We start from the raw sequence: 20409 nt of genomic DNA, 5'->3' as shown, positions 1-20409 counted from the left end.
CGTGCTCTCAACCCTTCATTTTCAAACGGGCCGTGCGCAGGATCGCCACGCACAAGTCTTCGTAGCTCATGCCCTCGGCACGCGCAGCCATCGGCACCAGCGAGTGGCCGGTCATGCCGGGCGACGTGTTCACTTCGAGCAGGAACGGCTTCTGGTCGCGTTCGCGCAGCAACACGTCCACCCGGCCCCAGCCCTCGCAACCGATGTTGCGGTAGGCCGCCACGGCGATGCGCTGCATCTCGGCCGTCAGTGCGGCCGGCAGCACGGCCGGGCAGATGTACTGGGTGTCGTCGGTGAAGTACTTGTTCTGGTAGTCGTAGTTGCCCGCTGGCGCGACGATCTCCACGATCGGCAATGCCCGTGCATCGGCACCGGAGCCGATCACGGCCACCGTGAACTCGCGGCCGGTAACAAACTCCTCGGCCAGCACGGCATCGTCGATGGCGGCGGCGATGTCGCAGGCAGCCTTGAAGTCGGCGGCCGCCGCCACCTTGGTGATGCCGATGGTCGAGCCTTCGTGCGGCGGCTTGACGATCAGCGGCAGGCCAAGGTCGGCGCTGACGGCGTCCAGGTCCGAGCTTGCATCGATCACCGCGTAGCGCGGCGTAGGCAGCCCGGCGGCCAGCCACAGGATCTTGGTGGTGATCTTGTCCATCGCCACCGCGCTGCTCATCACGCCGCTGCCGGTGTATGGAATGCGCAGCAGTTCCAGTGCTCCCTGCAGGCTGCCGTCTTCGCCGTAGCGGCCGTGCAGCGCGATGAACACGCGGTCGAATTTTTGCTCGGCCAGTTCGGCCAGGGTGCGCTCGCCGGTATCGAAACCGTGGGCATCGACGCCCTTCGATTGCAGCGCTTTCAATACGCCGGCGCCGGACATCAGCGACACTTCGCGCTCGGCCGAGCGGCCACCGAGCAGTACGCCTACCTTGCCCAGCGCCTTGATGTCTTCAGTTGAAATAATGCTCATGCTCGGACCTTTGGGTAATTAGTCAGTTTGGCCGGCACGGCGCTGATGGCGCCGGCGCCCATGGTGATGACAACGTCGCCGTCGCGCACCACGCTCATGATGGTTTCCGGCATGTCGCCGATGTTTTCCACGAAAATCGGTTCGATCTTGCCGCGTGCACGCAAGGCATGCGCCAGCGAGCGGCCGTCGGCTGCGACGATCGGCGCTTCGCCGGCGGCGTACACCTCGGCCAGCACCAGCACGTCGGGCGCGCCCAGCACCTTGACGAAATCTTCGAACAGGTCGCGGGTGCGGCTGTAGCGGTGCGGCTGGAACGCCAGCACCAGGCGGCGGCCCGGGTACGCGGCGCGCGCGGCGGCCAGCGTGACTTCGGTTTCCACCGGGTGGTGGCCGAAGTCATCGACCAGCGCAAAGGTGCCGCGCGGTTCAGCTCCACCTTGGATGGCAACCTCGCCATAGCGCGTAAAGCGGCGGCCCACCCCGCCGAAGCCGGCCAGGCCCGCTTGCGTATGGTGGTCTTCGATGCCGATTTCGCGGGCGATCGCAATCGCCGAGCAGGCATTCTGCACGTTGTGCATGCCGGGCTGGTTCAGCACCACGTCCAGGTCCGGGTAGCCGTCCTGCAGCACCGTGAAGTGCATTTCCACGCCGACGGCGCGGGCATTGATGGCGCGCACCTCCGCTTCCTCGTGGAAGCCGTAGGTGGTGACCGGCTTGGTCACGTGCGGGATGATCGAGCGCACGTGCGCATCGTCGATGCACAGCATGACGCGGCCGTAGAACGGCAGGCGGTGCGTGAAGTGCACGAACGCCTGCTTGAGCTTTTCGAAATCGTGCTCGTACGTGTCCATGTGGTCGGCGTCGATGTTGGTGATCACTTCGATCATCGGCGTCAGGTTCAGGAACGACGCGTCCGACTCGTCGGCTTCGGCCACCAGGTAGTCGCCGGTGCCCAGCTTGGCGTTGGCGCCGGCGGACGTCAGCCGGCCACCGATCACGAACGTCGGATCCAGCCCACCTTCGGCCAGTACCGACGCCACCAGGCTGGTGGTGGTGGTTTTGCCGTGGGTGCCGGCGATGGCGATGCCGCGTTTCAGGCGCATCAACTCGCCCAGCATCACGGCGCGCGGCACGATCGGCACCTTGCGCGCGCGCGCTGCCAGTACTTCGGGATTGTCCTGCTGCACAGCGGTCGAGGTGACCACAGCGTCGGCGGCGCCGATATTGTCGGCCGCATGACCCTGGAACACTTTGGCGCCCATGTCCGCCAGGCGCTGGGTGACAGCGTTGCTGCCCAGGTCAGAGCCGGAAACGGAATAGCCGAGCGTGAGCAGCACTTCGGCGATGCCGCTCATGCCGCTGCCGCCGATGCCGACGAAGTGTATGTTCTGTACTTTATGTTTCACTGCCTGGTTCCTATGTTCTAAGCGCTATGCTTTTACTGCAAGTTGTTCAATTACCTGTGCGATCGCCTGGTTCGCATCGCGCTTGCCCACCTGGTGCGCCGCCGTCGCCATGGTGAGACACGCGGTGCGGGTGAGCGTTTCGAGCAGCGTCGCCACGCTTTGCGCGCTCATTTCCGTCTGCGGCATGTGGATCGCCGCATTCTGCTTCGCCATCCACTGCGCGTTGTCGCGCTGGTGGCTGGTGGTCGACGCCACCAGCGGCACCAGTACGCTGGCCACGCCGGCGGCAGTCAGTTCCGACACCGTGATCGCACCGGCGCGGCAGATCACCACGTCGGCCTGGGCGTAGGCGCTGGCCATGTCGTCGATGAAGTCGACCACGTTGGCGGTCACGCCGGCCTGCGCATACGACGCCCGCAGCGCGTCGATATTCTTCTTGCCCGACTGGTGGGTGACCAGCGGGCGCTGCTCGGCCGGGATCAGCGCCAGCGCGGCAGGCAGGTTGTCGTTGAGCGCTTTCGCGCCCAGGCTGCCGCCCACGACCAGGATGCGCAACGCACCGCTGCGCCCGACAAAACGTTCGGCTGGCGCCGGCAGATCGAGAATCTCCTTGCGCACCGGGTTGCCGGTGACCACCGCCTTGTCGGCCGCCTTGCCGAAGTTGGCGGGGAAGCCGAAGCAAACGCGCTCGGCGAACGGCACCAGCGTCTTGTTCGACAACAGCAGCGCGGCGTCGGCATTGACCAGCACCAGCGGCGTGGCGCGCATCTTCGCCATCAAGCCCCCAGGGACAGTAACGTAGCCGCCCATGCCGAGGATGACATCGGGCTTGCGGCGGCCGATAAAGCCGTGGCACGCGATAAAGGCTTTCACCATTTTCAGCGCGCCGCCGATCGAGTGCGACAGGCCCTTGCCGCGCATGCCGGTGAAGTCGATGCTGTCCATCGCGATGCCGCTCCTGGGCACCAGGTCCTGCTCCATGCCCGCAGAGGTACCCAGCCAGGTCACTTCCCAGCCGCGCGCGCGCATGGTCTGCGCAATCGCCAGGCCGGGGAAAATGTGGCCGCCGGTGCCGGCTGCCATGATCATCAGTCGTTTCATAATCTGCCACCACGCATCAGGACCCGGTTTTCGTAGTCGATCCGGAGCAGGATCGCCAGGCCGATGCAGTTAATTACCACGCCCGTGCCGCCATAGCTCATCAGCGGCAGGGTCAATCCCTTGGTAGGCAGCAAACCAAGGTTCACGCCCATATTGATAAAGGTCTGCACGCCGATCCAGATGCCGATGCCCTTGGCGGTCAGGCCGGCAAAGGTCTGGTCGATGGCAATCGCCTGGCGGCCGATGTCGAAGGCGCGCTTGACGATCCAGTAGAACATGGCAATCACGACCAGTACGCCGACCAGGCCCAGTTCTTCGCCGATCACCGCCATCAAAAAGTCGGTGTGCGCTTCGGGCAGGTAGTGCAACTTTTCCACGCTGCCACCCAGGCCAACGCCGAAGATTTCGCCACGGCCGAACGCGATCAGCGAGTGCGTCAACTGGTACGCCTTGTTCATCGCATTGTTCTCGTCCCACGGATTGAGGTAGGCGAAGTAGCGCTCGCGGCGGAATTTCGACAGCGCGATGATCGAACCGAAGATGGCGACGAGCATCACGCCGATGCCGCCGAACCACACCGCGTTGATCCCGCCCAGGAACAGGATGCCCATGGTGATGCAGACGATCACGCCGAACGCGCCCAGGTCGGGCTCGAGCAGCAGCAGCAAGCCGACGAAACCGACGGCGGCGGCCATCGGCAAAAAGCCCTTGGTCAGCTTGTGCATGTATTCCTGCTTGCGCACCGTGTAGTCGGCCGCGTACAGCACCGCCACCACCTTCATCAGTTCCGACGGCTGAATCTTGATCACCACCAGCGACAGCCAGCGGCGGCTGCCGTTGACCACCGAGCCCAGGCCCGGGATCAGCACCATCACCAAGAGCACCAGGGTGCCGATGAACAGGTACGGCGCCCACTTTTGCAAGGTGGCGATACGGGTGCGGAACACGAACATGCCGATAATCAGCGACACCACCACGAACATGGCCTGGCGTTGCAGGAAGTAGGTGTTCTGCCAGCGCACGTAGTTGGCAAAGCGCGGCGAATCGGGCAGCGAGATCGACGCCGAATACACCATCACCATGCCGAGCAACATCAGGATGATGGTGACCCAGACCAGCGGCTGGTCGTATTCCATCATCTTCGACTGCCGCGCGCGGCCATCGATCGGCGTGACCGCCGATTTCTGTCCGAAGCGGAACGGCATCTGGAAGGCCATCAGAGCTCCTGTCCGTTGTCGAGGGCGATCTCGCGCACGGTGTCGATGAACACCTGGGCGCGATGCGCGTAGTTCCTGAACATGTCCATGCTGGCGCACGCCGGCGACAGCAGCACGGCGTCGCCGGTTTGCGCCAGGTCGCGCGCACGCATGACCGCCTTGGGCAGATCGGCGCCGCAGTCTTCGAGGGCGATGCCGGTGTGCGCCAGCGCCGCGCGCAACAACGCGGCATCGCGGCCGATCAAGAGCGCGGCGCGCACGTAGCGGCTGGCCGGTTCGGCCAGCGGGCCGAAGTCCTGGCCCTTGCCGTCGCCGCCGAGGATCACCACCAGGCGCTGCTCGGCGCCGGTGAAGGCTTTGCCGAGGCCATTCAAGGCGGCCACGGTAGCGCCCACGTTGGTGCCCTTGCTGTCGTCGTAGTATTCGACGTCGTTGATGGCGCCCACCAGTTCGACCCGGTGCGGCTGGCCGCGGTAGTCGCGCAGGCCATGCAGCAGGGGCGCCAGTGGCAGGTCGATGGCGCGGCACAGCGCCAGTGCGGCCAGCGCATTGGCGGCATTGTGCACGCCACGGATTTGCAGCGCGTCGGACGGCATCAGGTTTTTCACCGTGGTCTCGACCGGTGGCGGCGGCGGATCGTTCTTCTTGCGCTTCTTCGGTTCGCCCTCTTCCTCGGCCGGCACGGCGGTGGCCAGCCACAGCACGTTGCGTTCGTTGTTCAGGCCGAAGTCGCCGAGATGTTTGGGCGCGTCGGTGCCGAAGCTGACATTGACGCCATTGTTGCTGGCCATGCGCATCACGGTGGCGTCGTCGCGATTGAGTACGCGCACGGTGTCGTGGGCGAAGATGCGGTGCTTGGCGGCCGCGTACGACGGCATGTCGCCGTGCCAGTCCAGGTGGTCTTGCGTGACGTTGAGCACCGTGGCGGCGTGGGCTTCGAGGGTGAAGGTGGTCTCCAACTGGAAGCTGGAGAGTTCGAGTACCCAAATGTCCGGCAAGTTGTCGCTGTCCAGGACTTCGCGCAGCACGTCGAGCGCCGCCGGGCTGATATTGCCGGCCACGCGCACGGTCTTGCCGGCGCGTTCGCACAACTGCCCCACCAGCGTGGTCACCGTGGTCTTGCCGTTGGTGCCGGTGATGGCAATGATTTTCGGCGCATACGCGCGCTCATTCTTCAGCCATTCCAGCGCCTGGGCGAACAGCTCGATCTCGCCCCACACGGCAATGCCGGCGGCAGCCGCTGCCGGCGCGATCACGCCCAGCTCGCGGCCCGGCGCCAGGCCAGGACTCACGGCCACGAAATCGACGCCATCGAGCAAGGCCGCGTCGAACGCGCCGGCGACAAATTCCACGCCTGGCACGGCCGCCTGCAAGGCAGGCAGTCGCTCGGGCGCCGCGCGGGTATCGGCCACGCGCACGCGCGCGCCGCTGCGGGCGAGCCACAGCGCCATCGCCAGCCCCGATTCTCCGAGGCCCAGTACCAATGCGTTTTTGCCGTCGTAGATCATCGCAGCTTCAGGGTAGACAAACCAACCAGCACCAGCATCATCGTGATGATCCAGAAACGCACGACGACCTGGGTCTCTTTCCAGCCTTTTTGTTCGAAGTGGTGGTGCAAGGGCGCCATCAGGAACACGCGGCGGCCCACGCCGTAACGCTTCTTGGTGAACTTGAACCAGCTCACCTGCATGATCACCGACACGGTTTCTGCGACGAAAATACCGCCCATGATGAACAGTACGATTTCCTGGCGCACGATCACGGCGATGGTGCCCAGCGCGCCGCCCAGGGCGAGTGCGCCGACGTCGCCCATGAACACCTGGGCCGGATGGGTGTTAAACCACAAAAAGGCCAGGCCGGCGCCAGCGAGCGCGCCGCAGAAAATGATCAACTCGCCCGCGCCCGGAATGTGCGGAATCAGCAGGTACTTCGAATACGTGGCGCTACCGGTCAGGTAGGCGAACAGGCCCAGGGCCGCGCCGACCATAATCGTCGGCATGATGGCCAGGCCATCGAGGCCGTCGGTGAAGTTGACGGCGTTGCTGGTGCCAACGATCACGCAGTACGTCAGCGCGATGAAACCCCACACGCCCAGCGGATAGCTGATGGTCTTGAAGAACGGCACGATCAGGTCGGCCTTCGGCGGCAGGTCAAGCTGGAAGCCCGACTGCACCCAGGCGAAGAACAGCTCGAACACCTTGCCCGCATTCGGGGCGGACACCGAGAACGCCAGGTACAGCGCGGCGGCCAGGCCGACCAGTGACTGCCAAAAGTATTTTTCGGCCGAGCGCATGCCCTCCGGGTCCTGGTTGACCACCTTGCGATAGTCATCGACCCAGCCGATGGCGCCAAAGCCCAGCGTGACCACCAGCACCGGCCAGATCAGGCGGTTCGACAGGTCGCACCACAGCAAGGTGGAGACGCCGATGCCGATCAGGATCAGCACACCGCCCATGGTCGGGGTACCGTGTTTTTTCAGGTGCGTTTGCGGACCGTCGGTGCGCACGGCCTGGCCGTACTTGAGCGACGTCAGCATGCGGATCACGGCCGGACCGGCCGCCAGGCCGATGATCAGGGCGGTGGCCGCCGCAGCGACAGCGCGGAAAGTGATGAAGTTAAAGACCCGAAGCGGGCCAATCTCGTCCTGGAAAAACTGAGCGAGCCAAAGCAGCATGATTAGTGACTTCCTTTAATAGCTTGTTGCAATCCAATCAAATGCTGCACGACCCGTTCCATTTTCATGAAGCGGGAGCCCTTGATCAATACGGTTGCGTTCGACGTGACTGCCGCATCCACTGCGGACAATAACGCGTCGAATTGTTCAAAATGACGAATGGCGTCCCCACGCATGTGGGCGGCCAGTTCGCCGGTAACGAGCACCTGTTCGATGCCTTTGCTCTGCGCGTATGCGCCGATCTCTTCGTGGAACTCGCGGCCCTGCGTGCCCACTTCGCCCATGTCGCCCAGCACCAGCACGCGCGGCGCGGCAGCCTTGGCCAGTACGTCGATGGCGGCGCGCACCGAGTCCGGGTTGGCGTTGTAGGTGTCGTCGATGACGGTGGCGCCATTGGCGGAAATCTTCCTTTGCAGGCGGCCGCTGACCGGTGCAAAGGTGTCGAGTCCCAGCTTGATATGTTCGAGCGCGATGCCGGCTGCGTAGGTGCAGGCGACAGCGGCCAGCGCATTGCGCACATTGTGTTCGCCGGCGGCCTGCAGGTTGACGAAGAACTGCTGTTCGCGCTCGCCTTCACCTTCACTTTCGCGGATGGTGACGAACATCTGGTTGCCGAATGTGGCACCTGAGTCGTCGGCGCGGAACGTGCACGACACCTCGGCCGCCTTGCTCAAGCCGAAGCGCAGCGCGCGGCGACCGGCGGCCAGTTCGTCCCACACCGGCGTGTATTCGTCGCCGTGCGGGTAGACCGCCACGCCATCGGCCGGCAAAGCGGACAGCACGGCGCCGTTTTCACGCGCCACCGCTTCCACCGTGTGCATGAATTCCTGGTGTTCGCGCTGGGCGTTGTTGACCATGGCGATCGTGGGCGCGGCAATCGCGGCCAGGCGGGCGATTTCGCCCGGATGGTTCATGCCCATCTCGATCACGGCCGACTGCTGCTGTGCGTCCATGCGGAACAAGGTCAATGGCACGCCGATTTCGTTATTCAGGTTGCCGCGCGTGGCCAGCCGCCCTGCTTCGCCGTGGGCGGCAGCGAGGATGGTGGCGATCATTTCCTTGACCGTGGTCTTGCCGTTGCTGCCGGTAACACCGATCACCGGCACCGCGAACTGGCCGCGCCACCAGTTGGCCAGCTGGCCCAGCGCCGTCAAGGTGTTGGGCACAACGATGGCCGGCACCGTCAAACCTGCCGGCACTTCTTCCACCACCACGGCGGCGACGCCCTTGGCGGCAACGTCATGCAGGAACCGGTGAGCGTCGAACACCTCGCCGCGCAGTGCGACGAACAGGGCGCCGCTTGCGACGCTGCGGCTGTCGGTGGAAACACCATTGAAGGCTATGGCATCATCGCCAGCGAAGGTGACGCCAGCCAGTGCGGGAAGGACCTGTGCGAGTACAGCGCGCATCAATGGGTCCTCATCATGGTCAGGCGCGCCGACAGCGCCAGCTGGGCGTGGTCGGTATCCGAGAACGACAGCTTCTTGCCCTTGATTTCCTGGTACGGCTCATGGCCTTTGCCAGCGAGCAGAATCACGTCGGCCTTGGCGGCGTGCTTGATGGCAGACAGGATGGCGCCGGCGCGGTCGTCCTGGGTTTGCACGCGCGAGGCAGGGTTGCTCAAGTCCATGCCGGCAACGATCTGCTCGATGATGGCGTGCGGGTCTTCGCTGCGCGGGTTGTCGCTGGTGACAATCACCTGGTCGGCCGCCTGGGCGATACGGCCCATTTGCGGACGCTTGCCCGGATCGCGGTCGCCGCCGCAGCCGAACACGCACCACAGCTGGCCGTGGCGGTCGCTGGCGACAGCGCGCAGCGCGGCGAGGGTTTTTTCCAGCGCGTCGGGCGTGTGGGCGTAGTCGATCACGATCAGCGGCGCATCCTGGCCACCCACCTGCTGCATGCGGCCGGGGGCGGGTTCCAGTGCTTCCACCGCGTCGATGGCGCCGCGCAGGCCGGTGCCCTTGGCCAGCAGCGCGCCCATCACGCCCAGCGCGTTGCTGATATTGAAGGCGCCCACCAGGTGAGTTTTCACCAGCGCCACGCCCAGCGGGCAGTCGAGGTGGAACTCGGTACCGCCGGCGCGGCCGGTACGCAGCTGGCTGGCGCGCAGCATCAGCACGTCGTCGATATCGGGCTGCGCAGCGTCATCCTGGAGCGTATAGCCGATCAGCGGAATGGTGCCAGCCAACGCAGGCTTGGTCTTCAAGTAGGCGATCAGGCGCAGGCCGGCCGGATCGTCGAGGTTGACGACAGCGGTTTTCAGTCCCGGCCAGTCGAACAGTTTGACCTTGGCCGCTTCGTACGCGGCCATGTCGCCGTGGTAGTCGAGGTGGTCGCGCGTGAGGTTGGTAAACACCGCCACGTCGAAATGCATGCCGGCCACGCGATGCTGGTCGAGCCCGATCGACGACACTTCGATGGCGAGCGACCTGGCGCCTTGTTCGCGCAGGCCGGCCAGCGTTCGCGCCAGCAGCACGGCGTCGGGCGTGGTGTAGCCGGTGACGTCGTAATCGACTTCGCCACGAGCACGGAACACGCCCACGCCCAGGGTGCCGATGACGGCAGCCAGTTCACCGCCGCGCGCCAGCGCCTGGCCGAGCCACACGGCGCTCGAGGTCTTGCCATTGGTGCCAGTCACGCCGACGGTAAACATGGCGGTATCTGGCTGCGCGTAATACGCGTGGGCGATCGGGCCGGCGTGTTGCTTGAGATTGGTCACGCCGATGCGGGCCACGGTCACGTGGTCGGGCAGGTCGCCACCGGCGGGGTCGAATACCACCAGCGCGGCGCCATTGGCCACCGCGCTGTCGATAAAGGCGCGGCCTTCGGCAAAAGCGAAAAACACGTCGCCCGGCTCCACGCGGCGCGAGTCAGACGTCAGGCGGGCGCCTGGCGCCAGCTTGCGGATCGCGTCGGCGATGGCGGGTATTCCGGCCAACGGGTCGAAGTTTAAAGTCGTCACATGTTCCCCTGTGCTGCGGATTCAGGAATGATGATATGGGTCAGGTCGGAGTCCGGCGCCACGTTCTTGGCGCGCAGCGCCTGCGCGGCCAGGGCCGAAAAAATCGGGCCGGCGACGTCGCCGCCGTATTTGAGGGGGCCGCTCGGCTCATCGATCATGACGGCGATGATGAAGCGCGGGTCCGACATCGGCGCCATGCCGACGAAGTTGCCGATGTACTTGGTGTGCGAGTAGCGACCGTTGACCACCTTTTGCGCGGTGCCGGTCTTGCCGCCAACGCGGTAGCCCGGCACTTGGGCCTTGACGGCGGAGCCGCCCGGCAGTGTGACCATTTCCAGCATCTCGCGCATTTCGGCGGCAGTCTTGGCGCTCACCACCTGGGTGCCATGCGGCGCTTCGGTCACTTTCTGGAACGACAGTGGAATGATGTCGCCGTTGCGCGCGAAAATCATGTACGCGCGTGCCAGCTGGATCAGCGACACCGTCAGACCCTGGCCGAAGCTGATATTGGCGTGTTCCACCGTGCGCCAGGTTTTGTAGGGACGCAGGCGGCCCGCCACGGCGCCCGGGAACCCCCAGCGCGGCGGCTGGCCAAAGCCCACCTTGGTATAGATTTCCCACAGGTCCTGCGCCGGCATGGCCAGCGCGATCTTCAGCGTGCCGATGTTGGACGACTTCTGGATCACGGTCTGGACGTCGATGGTGTGGTGCGCGCTGGTGTCGTGGATGGCATGGCCGCCGACCATGATCGCGCCGTTGCCGGTATCGATCATGGTATGCGGCGTGACGCGTTTTTCATCGAGCGCCAGGCCCACCGTGAACGGCTTGAGCGTGGAGCCGGGTTCGAAGCTGTCGGTCATTACGCGATTGCGCAGTTGCTCGCCGGTGAGCTTGGAGCGGTCGTTGGGGTTGTAGGTCGGATAGTTGGCCAGCGCCAGCACTTCGCCCGTGTGGACGTCGAGCACCACCGCAGCACCGGCCTTGGCCTTGAATTTCTCCACTGCGTCTTTCACCTGGGTGAAGGCAATGTACTGGATCTTGCCGTCGATCGACAGCGTGAGGTCCTTGCCGTCGTGCGGTTCGCGCACCGAGCCGATATCCTCGACGATGTGGCCCAGGCGGTCGCGGATCACGCGGCGGGTGCCGGTCTGGCCGACCAGGTTCTTTTGCTGGGCCAGCTCCATCGATTCCTGGCCCACGTCTTCCAGGTTGGTAAAGCCCACCACGTGGGTGGTCACTTCGCCCTGCGGGTAGAAGCGCTTGTATTCTTTTTCCGAGCCGATGCCGGTGATCTTGAGCTTGGCGATCTTGTCGGCCACGTCCATTTCGACCTGGCGCTTGAGATAGACGAAGCTGCGGTCGGAATCGAGCTTTTTCTGCAGTTCGGCGTTGGTCATGCCCAGCAGCGTGGCCAATTCCTTGAGCTGGTCGGCCGGTGCATTCTGCACGTCGTCCGGGTTGGCCCAGATGCCCTTGACCGGCACCGACGACGCCAGCACCTGGCCATCGCGGTCGGTGATCTTGCCGCGCGTGGCAGGCAGGATCAGGGTGCGCGCGTAGCGGGCCTCGCCCTGCTTTTGCAGGAACTGGGTGGACATGCCCTGCAACCACATGGCGCGGCCGGCCAGCGCGGCAAAGGCAAAGAACAGCACGAACAGCACCACGCGCGAGCGCCATACCGGCAGGCTCACCGCCAGTACCGGGTTCTTCGAGAACGGCACGCCCTTGGAGCGGGCGACGCGCCCGTTGTTCTGGTGGCCGCTGCGACTCATTTCGATGCCTCTGGCGTCAAGTACTGCGTGCGCGCCGCGGTGAGCGCCGTCATGCCCAGGTCGCGGCGGGCGATTTCCTCGATGCGCGCGTGCTTGCCGAGCGTGGACTGGTCGAGCTGCAGCTGCGACCATTCGATGTCGAGCTGGCGCGCCTGCGACTGCGAGCGTTCCAGTTCGATGTACAGGTGACGCGCCTGGTACTGGGCGTTGACCAGCGACAGGCCGCAGCCCACCAGCAAGGCGGCCAGCACGATGTTGATCTTGCCGCTCACGCTGCGTCCTCAGGGAATGGCAGGCGGCGCGCCACGCGCATCACCGCCGAGCGGGCGCGCGGGTTGGCGTCCACTTCGGCGTCCGATGGCTTGAGCTTGGCCAGCAGCTTGATCTCGGGCTGCGGCAGGTCCACCGCGCGGATCGGCAGGCGGCGGTCGGGCTGTTCGACATTGGCGCGGGCGGCAAAGAAGCGCTTGACCATGCGGTCTTCCAGCGAGTGGAAGCTGATGATGGCCATGATGCCGCCCGGCGCCAGGCTGGCGTACGCCTGGTTCAGACCGATTTCGAGGTCTTCAAGCTCTTTATTGATGAAAATCCGGATAGCCTGAAAGGTGCGAGTGGCCGGATCCTTGCCCTTCTCCCGGGTTTTGACCGCGCCTGCCACGATGCCGGCAAGCTGTCGTGTGGTCGAAATTGGCTCGATTGCCCGGCGAGCAACAATCGCCTTTGCAATCTGGAAAGCAAACCGTTCTTCCCCATATTCTTTAATAACCTTTTCCAGTGTCTGTTCGTTTTCGATGGCAAGCCATTCGGCTGCCGACATGCCGCGCGTGGTGTCCATGCGCATGTCGAGCGGACCGTCGTTGCGGAAGCTGAAGCCGCGCGCGGCGTCGTCCACCTGTGGCGACGAAATGCCCAGGTCAAGCAGGATGCCGTCCACCTGCGCCACGCCGCGCTCGGCCAGGGCCGCGCCCATGGTGGCAAAGCTGTCGTGAACGATGGTGAAGCGTGGATCGTCGATTTGTTCGGCGGTGGCGATCGCCTGCAGATCCTTGTCGAAGGCGACCAGGCGCGCATTGGCGCCCAGCTTGGCCAGGATCAGGCGCGAGTGGCCGCCACGGCCGAAAGTGCCGTCGACGAAGACGCCGTTGGCGCGCGCGCCGGTGAGCGCCAGTGCATCGACCGCCTCGTCGAGCAACACGGTGCGATGCTGGAAGTCGGCGGCGGCTACCGGTGATGCGCGGTCGGGTACCGCGCTGTCAGGTACCGTAGGTGTCGTGATCACGGCGTACCTTAGAAAGAGAAATTGGCGAGGACATCGGGGGTGCCGGCTTCGATTGCCTGCTGCTCTTTTTCCGCCATCTTGGCGGCGTCCCAGATTTCGAAATGCGAGCCCATACCCATCAACATCACTTCGCGCTCGATGCCGACCGCGCTGCGCAGCTCGGGCGCGACCAGGATGCGGCCGGCGGTATCGAGTTCGACGTCGGTGGCGTAGCCGAGGAAGATGCGCTGCCAGGCGCGTGCCTGCATGGGCCACTGGGCGATCTGCTGACGGTGCTGCTCCCACACGGGACGGGGGAACAGCATGACGCAGCCATCGGGATGGCGGGTGAGCGTGAGGCGGCCTTCGCATTGGATGGCCAGCGCGTCACGATGCTTGGCAGGGATAGACATCCTGCCTTTTGCATCGAGATTGATTGCGGACGCGCCTTGAAACACGGGATTACCTTTGACCTCAAATTGTTAGCGGAGCATGAATTGCAACTTTTGTCGTCCAACTTCCCCTGCCGCTAAGTCAGTAGAAATTTCCCACAAAAAGACACTTTTTCACACAGATGCCCACTTTAGTGGATGGCCGTATCGTGGTCAAGCGCTTTCCGGCAATCGAAATCCCGATTTTAGTAATGAAATTAAGGACTTAGCGCGCTTCCTTGAAGCCAGCTAGAAACAAAATAGCTCAACAAATTAAGTACTTATGTCCAAAACTGAATGTGGACTCTCATCTATGCACATGTGTTTGGGGGTTGCGCTCGATCAAAAATGACTGGATCAAAACAATAAAATAATCGCATAAAGTTGCCAGATGCCAACATTGCATTAAATTATTTACAACAGTCGAGTTCGGTAATGTCGAGGAGGCAAAAGCGGGACAAGGACGATGAATGCCGTGCAAAGCGGCTCCAGGGGCGGGGGAATAGCGGGTCAGTGACTTTCAGTCGGCTTTCGGCGTATCAAACCGGTCGATAAGCCGAACATACCAGCTGGCTTAAGTTGTCTATACATATTAGCGCGAGGCAGTGCCGTGCCATATTAGCTTTCCTGGTCCTGATGCCAGTCGCGTGAGCGCGCCACTGCCCTGCCCCAGTTGGCCAGCAAGGCCTGCCGCCGGTCATCGCCCATGGCCGGTTCGAAGCGCCGTTCGCAGGTCCATTGCGCCGCCACTTGCTCGCGGCTGTCCCAGTAGCCCACCGCCAGACCGGCCAGGTAGGCGGCACCCAACGCCGTGGTTTCGGTCACGTGCGGACGCACCACCGGCACGCCCAGCAGGTCGGCCTGGAACTGCATCAGCAGGTCGTTACGCGCCGCGCCGCCGTCGGCGCGCACCTCGCTCAAGCTGAAGTCGCGGCGCGAGGCGGCCACGTCGCGCTGCATGGCGATCATCAGCTCGGCGCTCTGGTAGGCGATCGCTTCCAGTGCGGCGCGGGCGATATGGCCGCGATGGCTGCCCCGGCTCAGGCCCACCAGGGCGCCGCGCGCATACGGGTCCCAGTGCGGCGCACCGAGGCCGGCAAAAGCCGGCACCAGGAACACGCCGCCGCTGTCGGCCACGCTGGCGGCCAGCGCTTCCACTTCGCTCGATTTCTGGATCAGGCCCAGGCCGTCGCGCAACCACTGCACGGTGGCGCCGCCCATGAACACGCTGCCTTCCATCAGGTAGTCGGTTTCGCCGTCGAGGCGCCAGCCCACGGTGGTGAGCAGGCGGTTGTGCGAGGCGACCGGGTGGCGACCCAGGTGCATCAGCATGAAGCAGCCGGTGCCATAGGTATTCTTGACCATGCCCGGCTGCAGGCAGGCCTGGCCGAAGGTGGCGGCCTGCTGGTCGCCGGCGATGCCGGCCACGGCAATCGGCACGCCGAACAGTTCGGGCTTCGTCGTGCCGATTTCCTCGCTCGACGACACCACCTGCGGCAGCACCTCCTCGGGGATGTCGAACAGCGCCAGCATGTCGCTGTCCCAGCGCAGCAGGTGGATGTTGAACAGCATGGTGCGCGACGCATTACCCACGTCGGTGACGTGGCGGCCGGTCAGCTGGAACACCAGCCAGCTGTCCACGGTACCGAAGGCCAGTTCGCCGCGCCCGGCGCGTTCGCGTGCGCCCGGGACGTGGTCGAGCAGCCATTTGAGCTTGGTGGCGGAGAAATAGGCGTCGAGTTCGAGCCCGGTGGCGGACTTGATCAGCGCCGCCTTGCCGGCCGCGCGCAACGCGTCGCAGGTATCGGCGGTACGGCGGTCCTGCCAGACAATGGCCGGGGCGATCGCCGCACCGGTGGCGCGGTCCCACACCAGCGTGGTTTCGCGCTGGTTGGCGATGCCGATGGCGCGGATCTGGCGCGGGTCGATGTGGTTGTCGCGCAGGACCTGGCGGGCCACGGCGAGCTGGCTTTGCCAGATGTCCTGCGGGTCGTGTTCGACCCAGCCGGGATGGGGGAAATGCTGGGGATATTCGGCTGCCGCGCTGCCGCAGATGTGGCCGGCGTGATCGAACACGATGGCGCGCGAACTGGTGGTGCCTTGGTCCAAGGCCAGTATGTACTGTTTCATCGGCGTCCCCGGTCGGCGCGGTGTCGCATCGATCCGGCGGCAGCCGCATGGTTATTAGTTGAAGCAAGCCGATAGGCCGGATTTTGTTACGGCGCGGCGAACCGCGCTATGACAGCCATTCCTCTAGGCGCTGGATTACTCCAGCGCTCAAGCTTCCTACCCGCACGCTCCGCGAGCAGCATCATCGCGTGCCTATTTGGAATTGCACCAGGTGGAGGTTACCGCGTTTCACCGTAACTTAATACGCTCGTCTCTGTGGCCCTGTTCCTCGCCTTATACCTCGCCGGCTTGCGCCAGCAAAGGCTTTCGGCGGACGGCCGTTAACCGTCACCCCGCTCTGTGGAGTCCGGACCTTCCTCCCGCCAGGCATTACGCACTGGCCAGCGGCTGTCTGGCTTGCTTCAGGCGGTATTGTAACAGCCCATGCCGCCAATTCTGAAATTTGGTGTCGCCATTGTTAAAGCCCGCGCCGGGGCGCCGCCTTAGAATGATGAATCCCTACCTGTAAAGGCCACACATGACGCACCCCACCCGCAGCGGCGGCCAGATCCTGGTCGACGCCCTCCAGATCCACGGCGTCGATACCGCCTTCGGCGTGCCCGGCGAAAGCTATCTCGACGTGCTCGACGCGCTGCACGACTCCGGCATCCGCTTCATCATCAACCGCCAGGAAGGCGGCGCCGCCTTCATGGCCGACGCCTACGGCAAGATGACCGGCCGCCCTGGAATCTGCTTCGTCACGCGCGGACCGGGCGCCACCAATGCCTCGATCGGCGTGCATACCGCGTACCAGGATTCGACGCCGATGATCCTGTTCATCGGCCAGGTGGGCAGTGACTTCATCGACCGCGAAGCGTTCCAGGAAATCGACTACCGCCGCATGTTCGGGCAAATGGCCAAGTGGGTGGCGCAGATCGACCGCGCCGACCGCATTCCCGAGTACCTGGCGCGCGCGTTCCAGGTGGCCACCAGCGGCCGCCCCGGCCCGGTGGTGCTGGCCCTGCCCGAGGACATGCTCACTACCATGGCCGCAGTCGCCGATACGCGCCGCTACCAGCCGGTGCAGGCGTCGCCATCAAGCGCGCAAATGGACACCGTGCGCACCATGCTGCAAGGCGCACAGCGCCCGCTGCTGCTGCTGGGCGGCGGCGGCTGGACCGAGCAGGCCTGCGCCGATGTGCGGCGCTTTGCCGAAGTGAACCACCTGCCGGTGGCGTGCGCGTTCCGCTTCCAGGACCTGCTCGACAACGACCATCCCAATTACGCCGGCGACGTCGGCATCGGCATCAACCCCGCGCTGGCCAAACGCGTGCGCGAGGCCGACGTCATCGTTGCCATCGGCCCGCGCCTGGGCGAGATGACCACTGGCGGCTACGGCCTGCTGGCCGCGCCAGTACCGCAGCACCGCCTGGTGCACGTCCATGCCGACGCCGAGGAACTGGGCAGCGTGTACCAGGCCGAGCTGATGATCAACAGCGGCATGCCGCAATTTACGGCCATGCTGGCCGCGCTGGCGCCATTGCAGAGCGACGCGTGGCAAGCGAGCGTGGCGGCGGCGCGCGCCGACCTGGCGGCGTGGCAACAACAGCCACCGATTTTCCAGGACGGCGCCGCACCGCTCGACCTGTGGCAGGTGGTGCAGGACATCGACCGTATCGCCCCGCACGACGTCATCATCACCAACGGCGCCGGCAACTACGCCACCTGGGCACACCGCTTCCACCGCTACGGCGGCATGCGCACCCAGCTCGCGCCCACCAGCGGCGCCATGGGCTACAGCGTGCCGGCCGGCGTGGCGGCCAAGATCATCGACCCTGAGCGCACCGTGATCACCTTTGCCGGCGACGGCGAATACATGATGAACGGCCAGGAGCTGGCCACGGCGGTGCAGTACCGCGCGGGCGTGGTGGTGATCGTGTTTAACAACGGTATGTTCGGCACCATCCGCATGCACCAGGAACGCGATTATCCGGGCCGCGTGTCGGGCACGGAATTGCACAACCCCGATTTTGCGGCGCTGGCGGTGGCCTATGGCGGCCACGGAGAAGTGGTGACGGCGACAGCCGAATTCGGCCCGGCGCTCGAACGCGCGCTGGCATGGGCCAACGAAAAACAACTGCCGGCGCTGATCGAGCTGCGCTATGACGGCGAGCTGATTACGCCGGGGGCCACCTTGGCCACCATCCGCAGCACGGCGCAGGCCGCGCAGGCAGCCCGGAAAATCTAGGGTCAGGCGCCGCCGTTGCTGGCGGCCGGCGCATCCTTCTGCTCTTTTTGCGGCGGACAGGCGCGGCACACGCCCGCCTTGCGGCCAAAATCGGTCACCAAAGGCAACCGCATCGGCACAGTGGCGTCGCCGCAGTAGCCGCCATCGAGCACCAGCGCCTTGCCGCCTTCGACGATCTTGCCGCTGATGGTGCGCTCGTCCTCTTCCGGTGGCTGCACGGTGAAGTACATCTGCCTGCCGCGCGGATCGATATTGACGTCGCTGGCCACCACCGGCCAACTGATGCCGCCGGCCGTGTATTCGTACAGCACGGTATCGACCTCGTTAAACCGTTGCAAGGTGATGCGCTGGCCGCCGAATTCGCCGCTGTCGGCATTGATGCACAAGTCGGAAAACACCAGCATGCCGTAGCGCGGCAAGCCGCGCTCGTCGGCCTTGCGCGCGCCGGGCGCCTTGGATGCCGCCAGCACCGCGCATGAGGCCAGCAGCAGGGCGCCGGCCAGCAGCGCACGTTGTCGGTTCTTCATTCGTCAATCGCTTTCCCAAAAGAACAACGGCTGCACCAGGCAGCCGTTGTGGATTCTAAACCTGAGAAGTCAGATTAGAACGCGTGTTTTACGCCCAGGTTGAAGGCTTTGTCGCCCGTACCGGCTTCGGTGTTGTTACCGACGGTGTAAGCAGCGCCGTTTTTGTTGTTGATTTTAGCGAAAGCAACATAGGTGCTGGTGCGCTTCGACAGAGCATACGAGTAACCAACAGCGAACTGGTTAGCATCGCGGTTCAGTGGATCTTTGTCGTTCTTGCGGGTGTACGAAGCCATCACGGTGCCGGCGTCGCCAACTGGTGCGGTCAGACCGATCAGCGCGTTGACGGTGTTTTCCGAGTTGCCGTAAGGCAGGTTGCTGTAAGCGTTAGGCACTGCAACGTTCGAGCTGTTCAGGCCTTTGTTGTTGCCGTAGGCAACGTAAGCTTTAACAACTTTGAAGTTGTAGTTCACACCAACCAGGGTGTTGTGGCCGTTACGCAGGTTAGGATTGGTCGCGGTGTCGTTGTTGTGCGTGTTGTACGCGATACCAACGTTCAGGTCGCCATTGGTGTACAGACCCGACGCGCCGATTTGACGCTGTGCGCCCGAATCGCCAGCTTGTTCGCCCAGGCTGTACGAAACCGAACCCGAGAAACCGTAGTAGCTAGGGGTTTTGTAGACAACAGCGTTGTCGTTGCGGGTGCCGGTGGTGACGTTAGCCACGGCGCTGGTCGAGCCCACTGGGAACAAGTTTTTGGCGGTACCGGCCATGCCCATTGCGAACGGGTCAGCCACGTCGCGCAGAACTTCGTAGTAAGGGGTGTACTGACGACCCAGGGTCAGGGTACCGGCAGTTTTCGAGCTCAGACCAACGTAGGCTTCGCGGTTGAACAGGCGATTGGTGCTGTTGTCCAGTGCGCCGTCGTCGGTTTTTACGCCGGCTTCCAGCTTGAAGATAGCGTTCAGACCGCCACCCAGGTCTTCGGTACCTTTGAAGCCGATACGCGAAGCCGAAGCAGTGCCGCTACCCAGTTTGGTCACGTTGCCATTGATGCCACCGCGTTCTGCGACGATACCGGCATCAACGATACCGTACAGGGTAACGTTCGATTGTGCCATTGCCACGTTGCTCAGGGCGCCCAGGATGGCGATGGAGATCAGGGATTTTTTCATTCTTTATTTCCTTCAGTTGTATTGCTATCAAAGGTAAAGCAGCTAATAGTGCGGCTCAATTCGGTTGCTTATCGACGCCTGCTGCGACGTCGTTTGCGCCTGAGAGCTCACTCCCGAGCGGCCACTGCTGTCTTTCTGTGGCGCTATTTTATCGCATCGCAATATTTCATGCCGAGCAAGCGAATCAGACGCGTTCTTTCCGCACGATGAACATGGGTGACAGTCCGTTGTGCGGCCTGCCTGTGTAACGTTGCCATGTCATGCATCATTACAACATCGTGGTCGGACCAAGTAAAAATAGCTACATTGCTATTTACCGCGCTATTTTATAACGAAGAGCCCGTATTCACCCCTAACTCATTGCTAATAAGCTTACAAGTCGTCGCCTGGTTTGCGCCTGAAAAAATCAAGAAGATGTTAAAAACCAACTTTGCAAGCCGTATTACAGGCGTATGACAGGGGTAACTTCTGCCCGAATTGCAACTTTTAAAGGCAACTCAAGATTTTGTAAGTAAATGCTACCTGTTGCGCCGCAGCCACAAAAGCTGCACCACTTCGTGCG

General features: G+C 63.8%; 16 protein-coding genes and 1 other RNA gene. 1 reads left to right on the top strand and 16 read right to left on the bottom strand.

Going from position 1 to position 20409, the window contains the following annotated elements; all coding sequences use genetic code 11:
• Nucleotides 1-7: 7 nt before the first annotated feature.
• From J2X54_RS14905 to rnpB, 14 genes are all read right to left on the bottom strand, one after another.
• Nucleotides 8-967, bottom strand: coding sequence for a D-alanine--D-alanine ligase (locus J2X54_RS14905; protein ID WP_310181615.1), 960 nt, complete (start codon nt 965-967; stop codon nt 8-10).
• Nucleotides 964-2373 carry a UDP-N-acetylmuramate--L-alanine ligase gene (gene murC, locus J2X54_RS14900; RefSeq protein WP_070248191.1) on the bottom strand — a complete coding sequence of 470 codons (1410 nt, stop codon included), beginning with the start codon at nt 2371-2373 and terminating at the stop codon, nt 964-966. The genes J2X54_RS14905 and murC overlap by 4 nt, the downstream gene beginning before the upstream one ends.
• Nucleotides 2374-2397: 24 nt before the next feature.
• Nucleotides 2398-3474: an undecaprenyldiphospho-muramoylpentapeptide beta-N-acetylglucosaminyltransferase gene (gene murG, locus J2X54_RS14895; RefSeq protein WP_070248193.1), complete on the bottom strand. Its 1077-nt coding sequence runs from the start codon at nt 3472-3474 to the stop codon at nt 2398-2400.
• Nucleotides 3471-4691 carry a putative lipid II flippase FtsW gene (gene ftsW / locus J2X54_RS14890; protein ID WP_310181611.1) on the bottom strand — a complete coding sequence of 407 codons (1221 nt, stop codon included), beginning with the start codon at nt 4689-4691 and terminating at the stop codon, nt 3471-3473. Before ftsW ends, murG begins: the two co-directional genes overlap by 4 nt.
• Nucleotides 4691-6199, bottom strand: coding sequence for a UDP-N-acetylmuramoyl-L-alanine--D-glutamate ligase (murD, locus tag J2X54_RS14885; RefSeq protein WP_310181610.1), 1509 nt, complete (start codon nt 6197-6199; stop codon nt 4691-4693). The genes ftsW and murD overlap by 1 nt, the downstream gene beginning before the upstream one ends.
• A complete protein-coding gene (gene mraY, locus J2X54_RS14880) occupies nt 6196-7365 on the bottom strand; it encodes a phospho-N-acetylmuramoyl-pentapeptide-transferase (protein ID WP_070248197.1) in 1170 nt (389 codons plus the stop codon). Before mraY ends, murD begins: the two co-directional genes overlap by 4 nt.
• A 2-nt stretch (nt 7366-7367) precedes the next feature.
• Nucleotides 7368-8774, bottom strand: a complete 1407-nt coding sequence (murF, locus tag J2X54_RS14875) for a UDP-N-acetylmuramoyl-tripeptide--D-alanyl-D-alanine ligase (RefSeq protein ID WP_310181608.1) — start codon at nt 8772-8774, stop codon at nt 7368-7370.
• Entirely contained in the window at nt 8774-10330 is a 1557-nt protein-coding gene (locus J2X54_RS14870; protein WP_310181607.1) for a UDP-N-acetylmuramoyl-L-alanyl-D-glutamate--2,6-diaminopimelate ligase, read from the bottom strand. The genes murF and J2X54_RS14870 overlap by 1 nt, the downstream gene beginning before the upstream one ends.
• Nucleotides 10327-12102, bottom strand: coding sequence for a penicillin-binding protein 2 (locus J2X54_RS14865; RefSeq protein WP_070248199.1), 1776 nt, complete (start codon nt 12100-12102; stop codon nt 10327-10329). Before J2X54_RS14865 ends, J2X54_RS14870 begins: the two co-directional genes overlap by 4 nt.
• Nucleotides 12099-12374, bottom strand: a complete 276-nt coding sequence (gene ftsL, locus J2X54_RS14860) for a cell division protein FtsL (protein WP_070248201.1) — start codon at nt 12372-12374, stop codon at nt 12099-12101. The genes J2X54_RS14865 and ftsL overlap by 4 nt, the downstream gene beginning before the upstream one ends.
• A complete protein-coding gene (rsmH, locus tag J2X54_RS14855) occupies nt 12371-13381 on the bottom strand; it encodes a 16S rRNA (cytosine(1402)-N(4))-methyltransferase RsmH (RefSeq protein WP_310181605.1) in 1011 nt (336 codons plus the stop codon). Before rsmH ends, ftsL begins: the two co-directional genes overlap by 4 nt.
• 8 nt (nt 13382-13389) lie before the next feature.
• Nucleotides 13390-13818 (bottom strand): division/cell wall cluster transcriptional repressor MraZ, encoded by a 429-nt coding sequence (mraZ, locus tag J2X54_RS14850; protein ID WP_070248203.1) that lies wholly within the window; start codon nt 13816-13818, stop codon nt 13390-13392.
• Nucleotides 13819-14409: 591 nt separating this feature from the next.
• Nucleotides 14410-15921: a glycerol kinase GlpK gene (gene glpK / locus J2X54_RS14845; RefSeq protein ID WP_310181603.1), complete on the bottom strand. Its 1512-nt coding sequence runs from the start codon at nt 15919-15921 to the stop codon at nt 14410-14412.
• A gap of 56 nt (nt 15922-15977) precedes the next feature.
• Nucleotides 15978-16324, bottom strand: an RNA gene (gene rnpB / locus J2X54_RS14840) — RNase P RNA component class A.
• 114 nt (nt 16325-16438) lie between these two features.
• On the opposite strand from rnpB, the gene J2X54_RS14835 reads away from it, so the two are divergent.
• On the top strand, nt 16439-18148 hold the full coding sequence (locus J2X54_RS14835; RefSeq protein ID WP_310181602.1) for a thiamine pyrophosphate-binding protein: 1710 nt from the start codon (nt 16439-16441) through the stop codon (nt 18146-18148).
• Nucleotides 18149-18150: 2 nt separating this feature from the next.
• Here J2X54_RS14835 and J2X54_RS14830 read toward each other — a convergent pair whose 3' ends face one another.
• Entirely contained in the window at nt 18151-18675 is a 525-nt protein-coding gene (locus J2X54_RS14830) for a hypothetical protein (RefSeq protein ID WP_070248209.1), read from the bottom strand.
• 74 nt (nt 18676-18749) lie between these two features.
• Nucleotides 18750-19847 carry a porin gene (locus J2X54_RS14825; protein ID WP_070248211.1) on the bottom strand — a complete coding sequence of 366 codons (1098 nt, stop codon included), beginning with the start codon at nt 19845-19847 and terminating at the stop codon, nt 18750-18752.
• Between the last annotated feature and the right edge of the window lie 562 nt (nt 19848-20409).

The sequence above is a fragment of the Duganella sp. 3397 genome (assembly GCF_031456625.1).
GTDB classification, from domain to species: Bacteria; Pseudomonadota; Gammaproteobacteria; order Burkholderiales; family Burkholderiaceae_D; genus Rugamonas; species Rugamonas phyllosphaerae.
The sequence above is the reverse complement of the archived record's forward strand: the minus strand, read 5'-3'. Positions and strand labels throughout refer to the sequence as shown.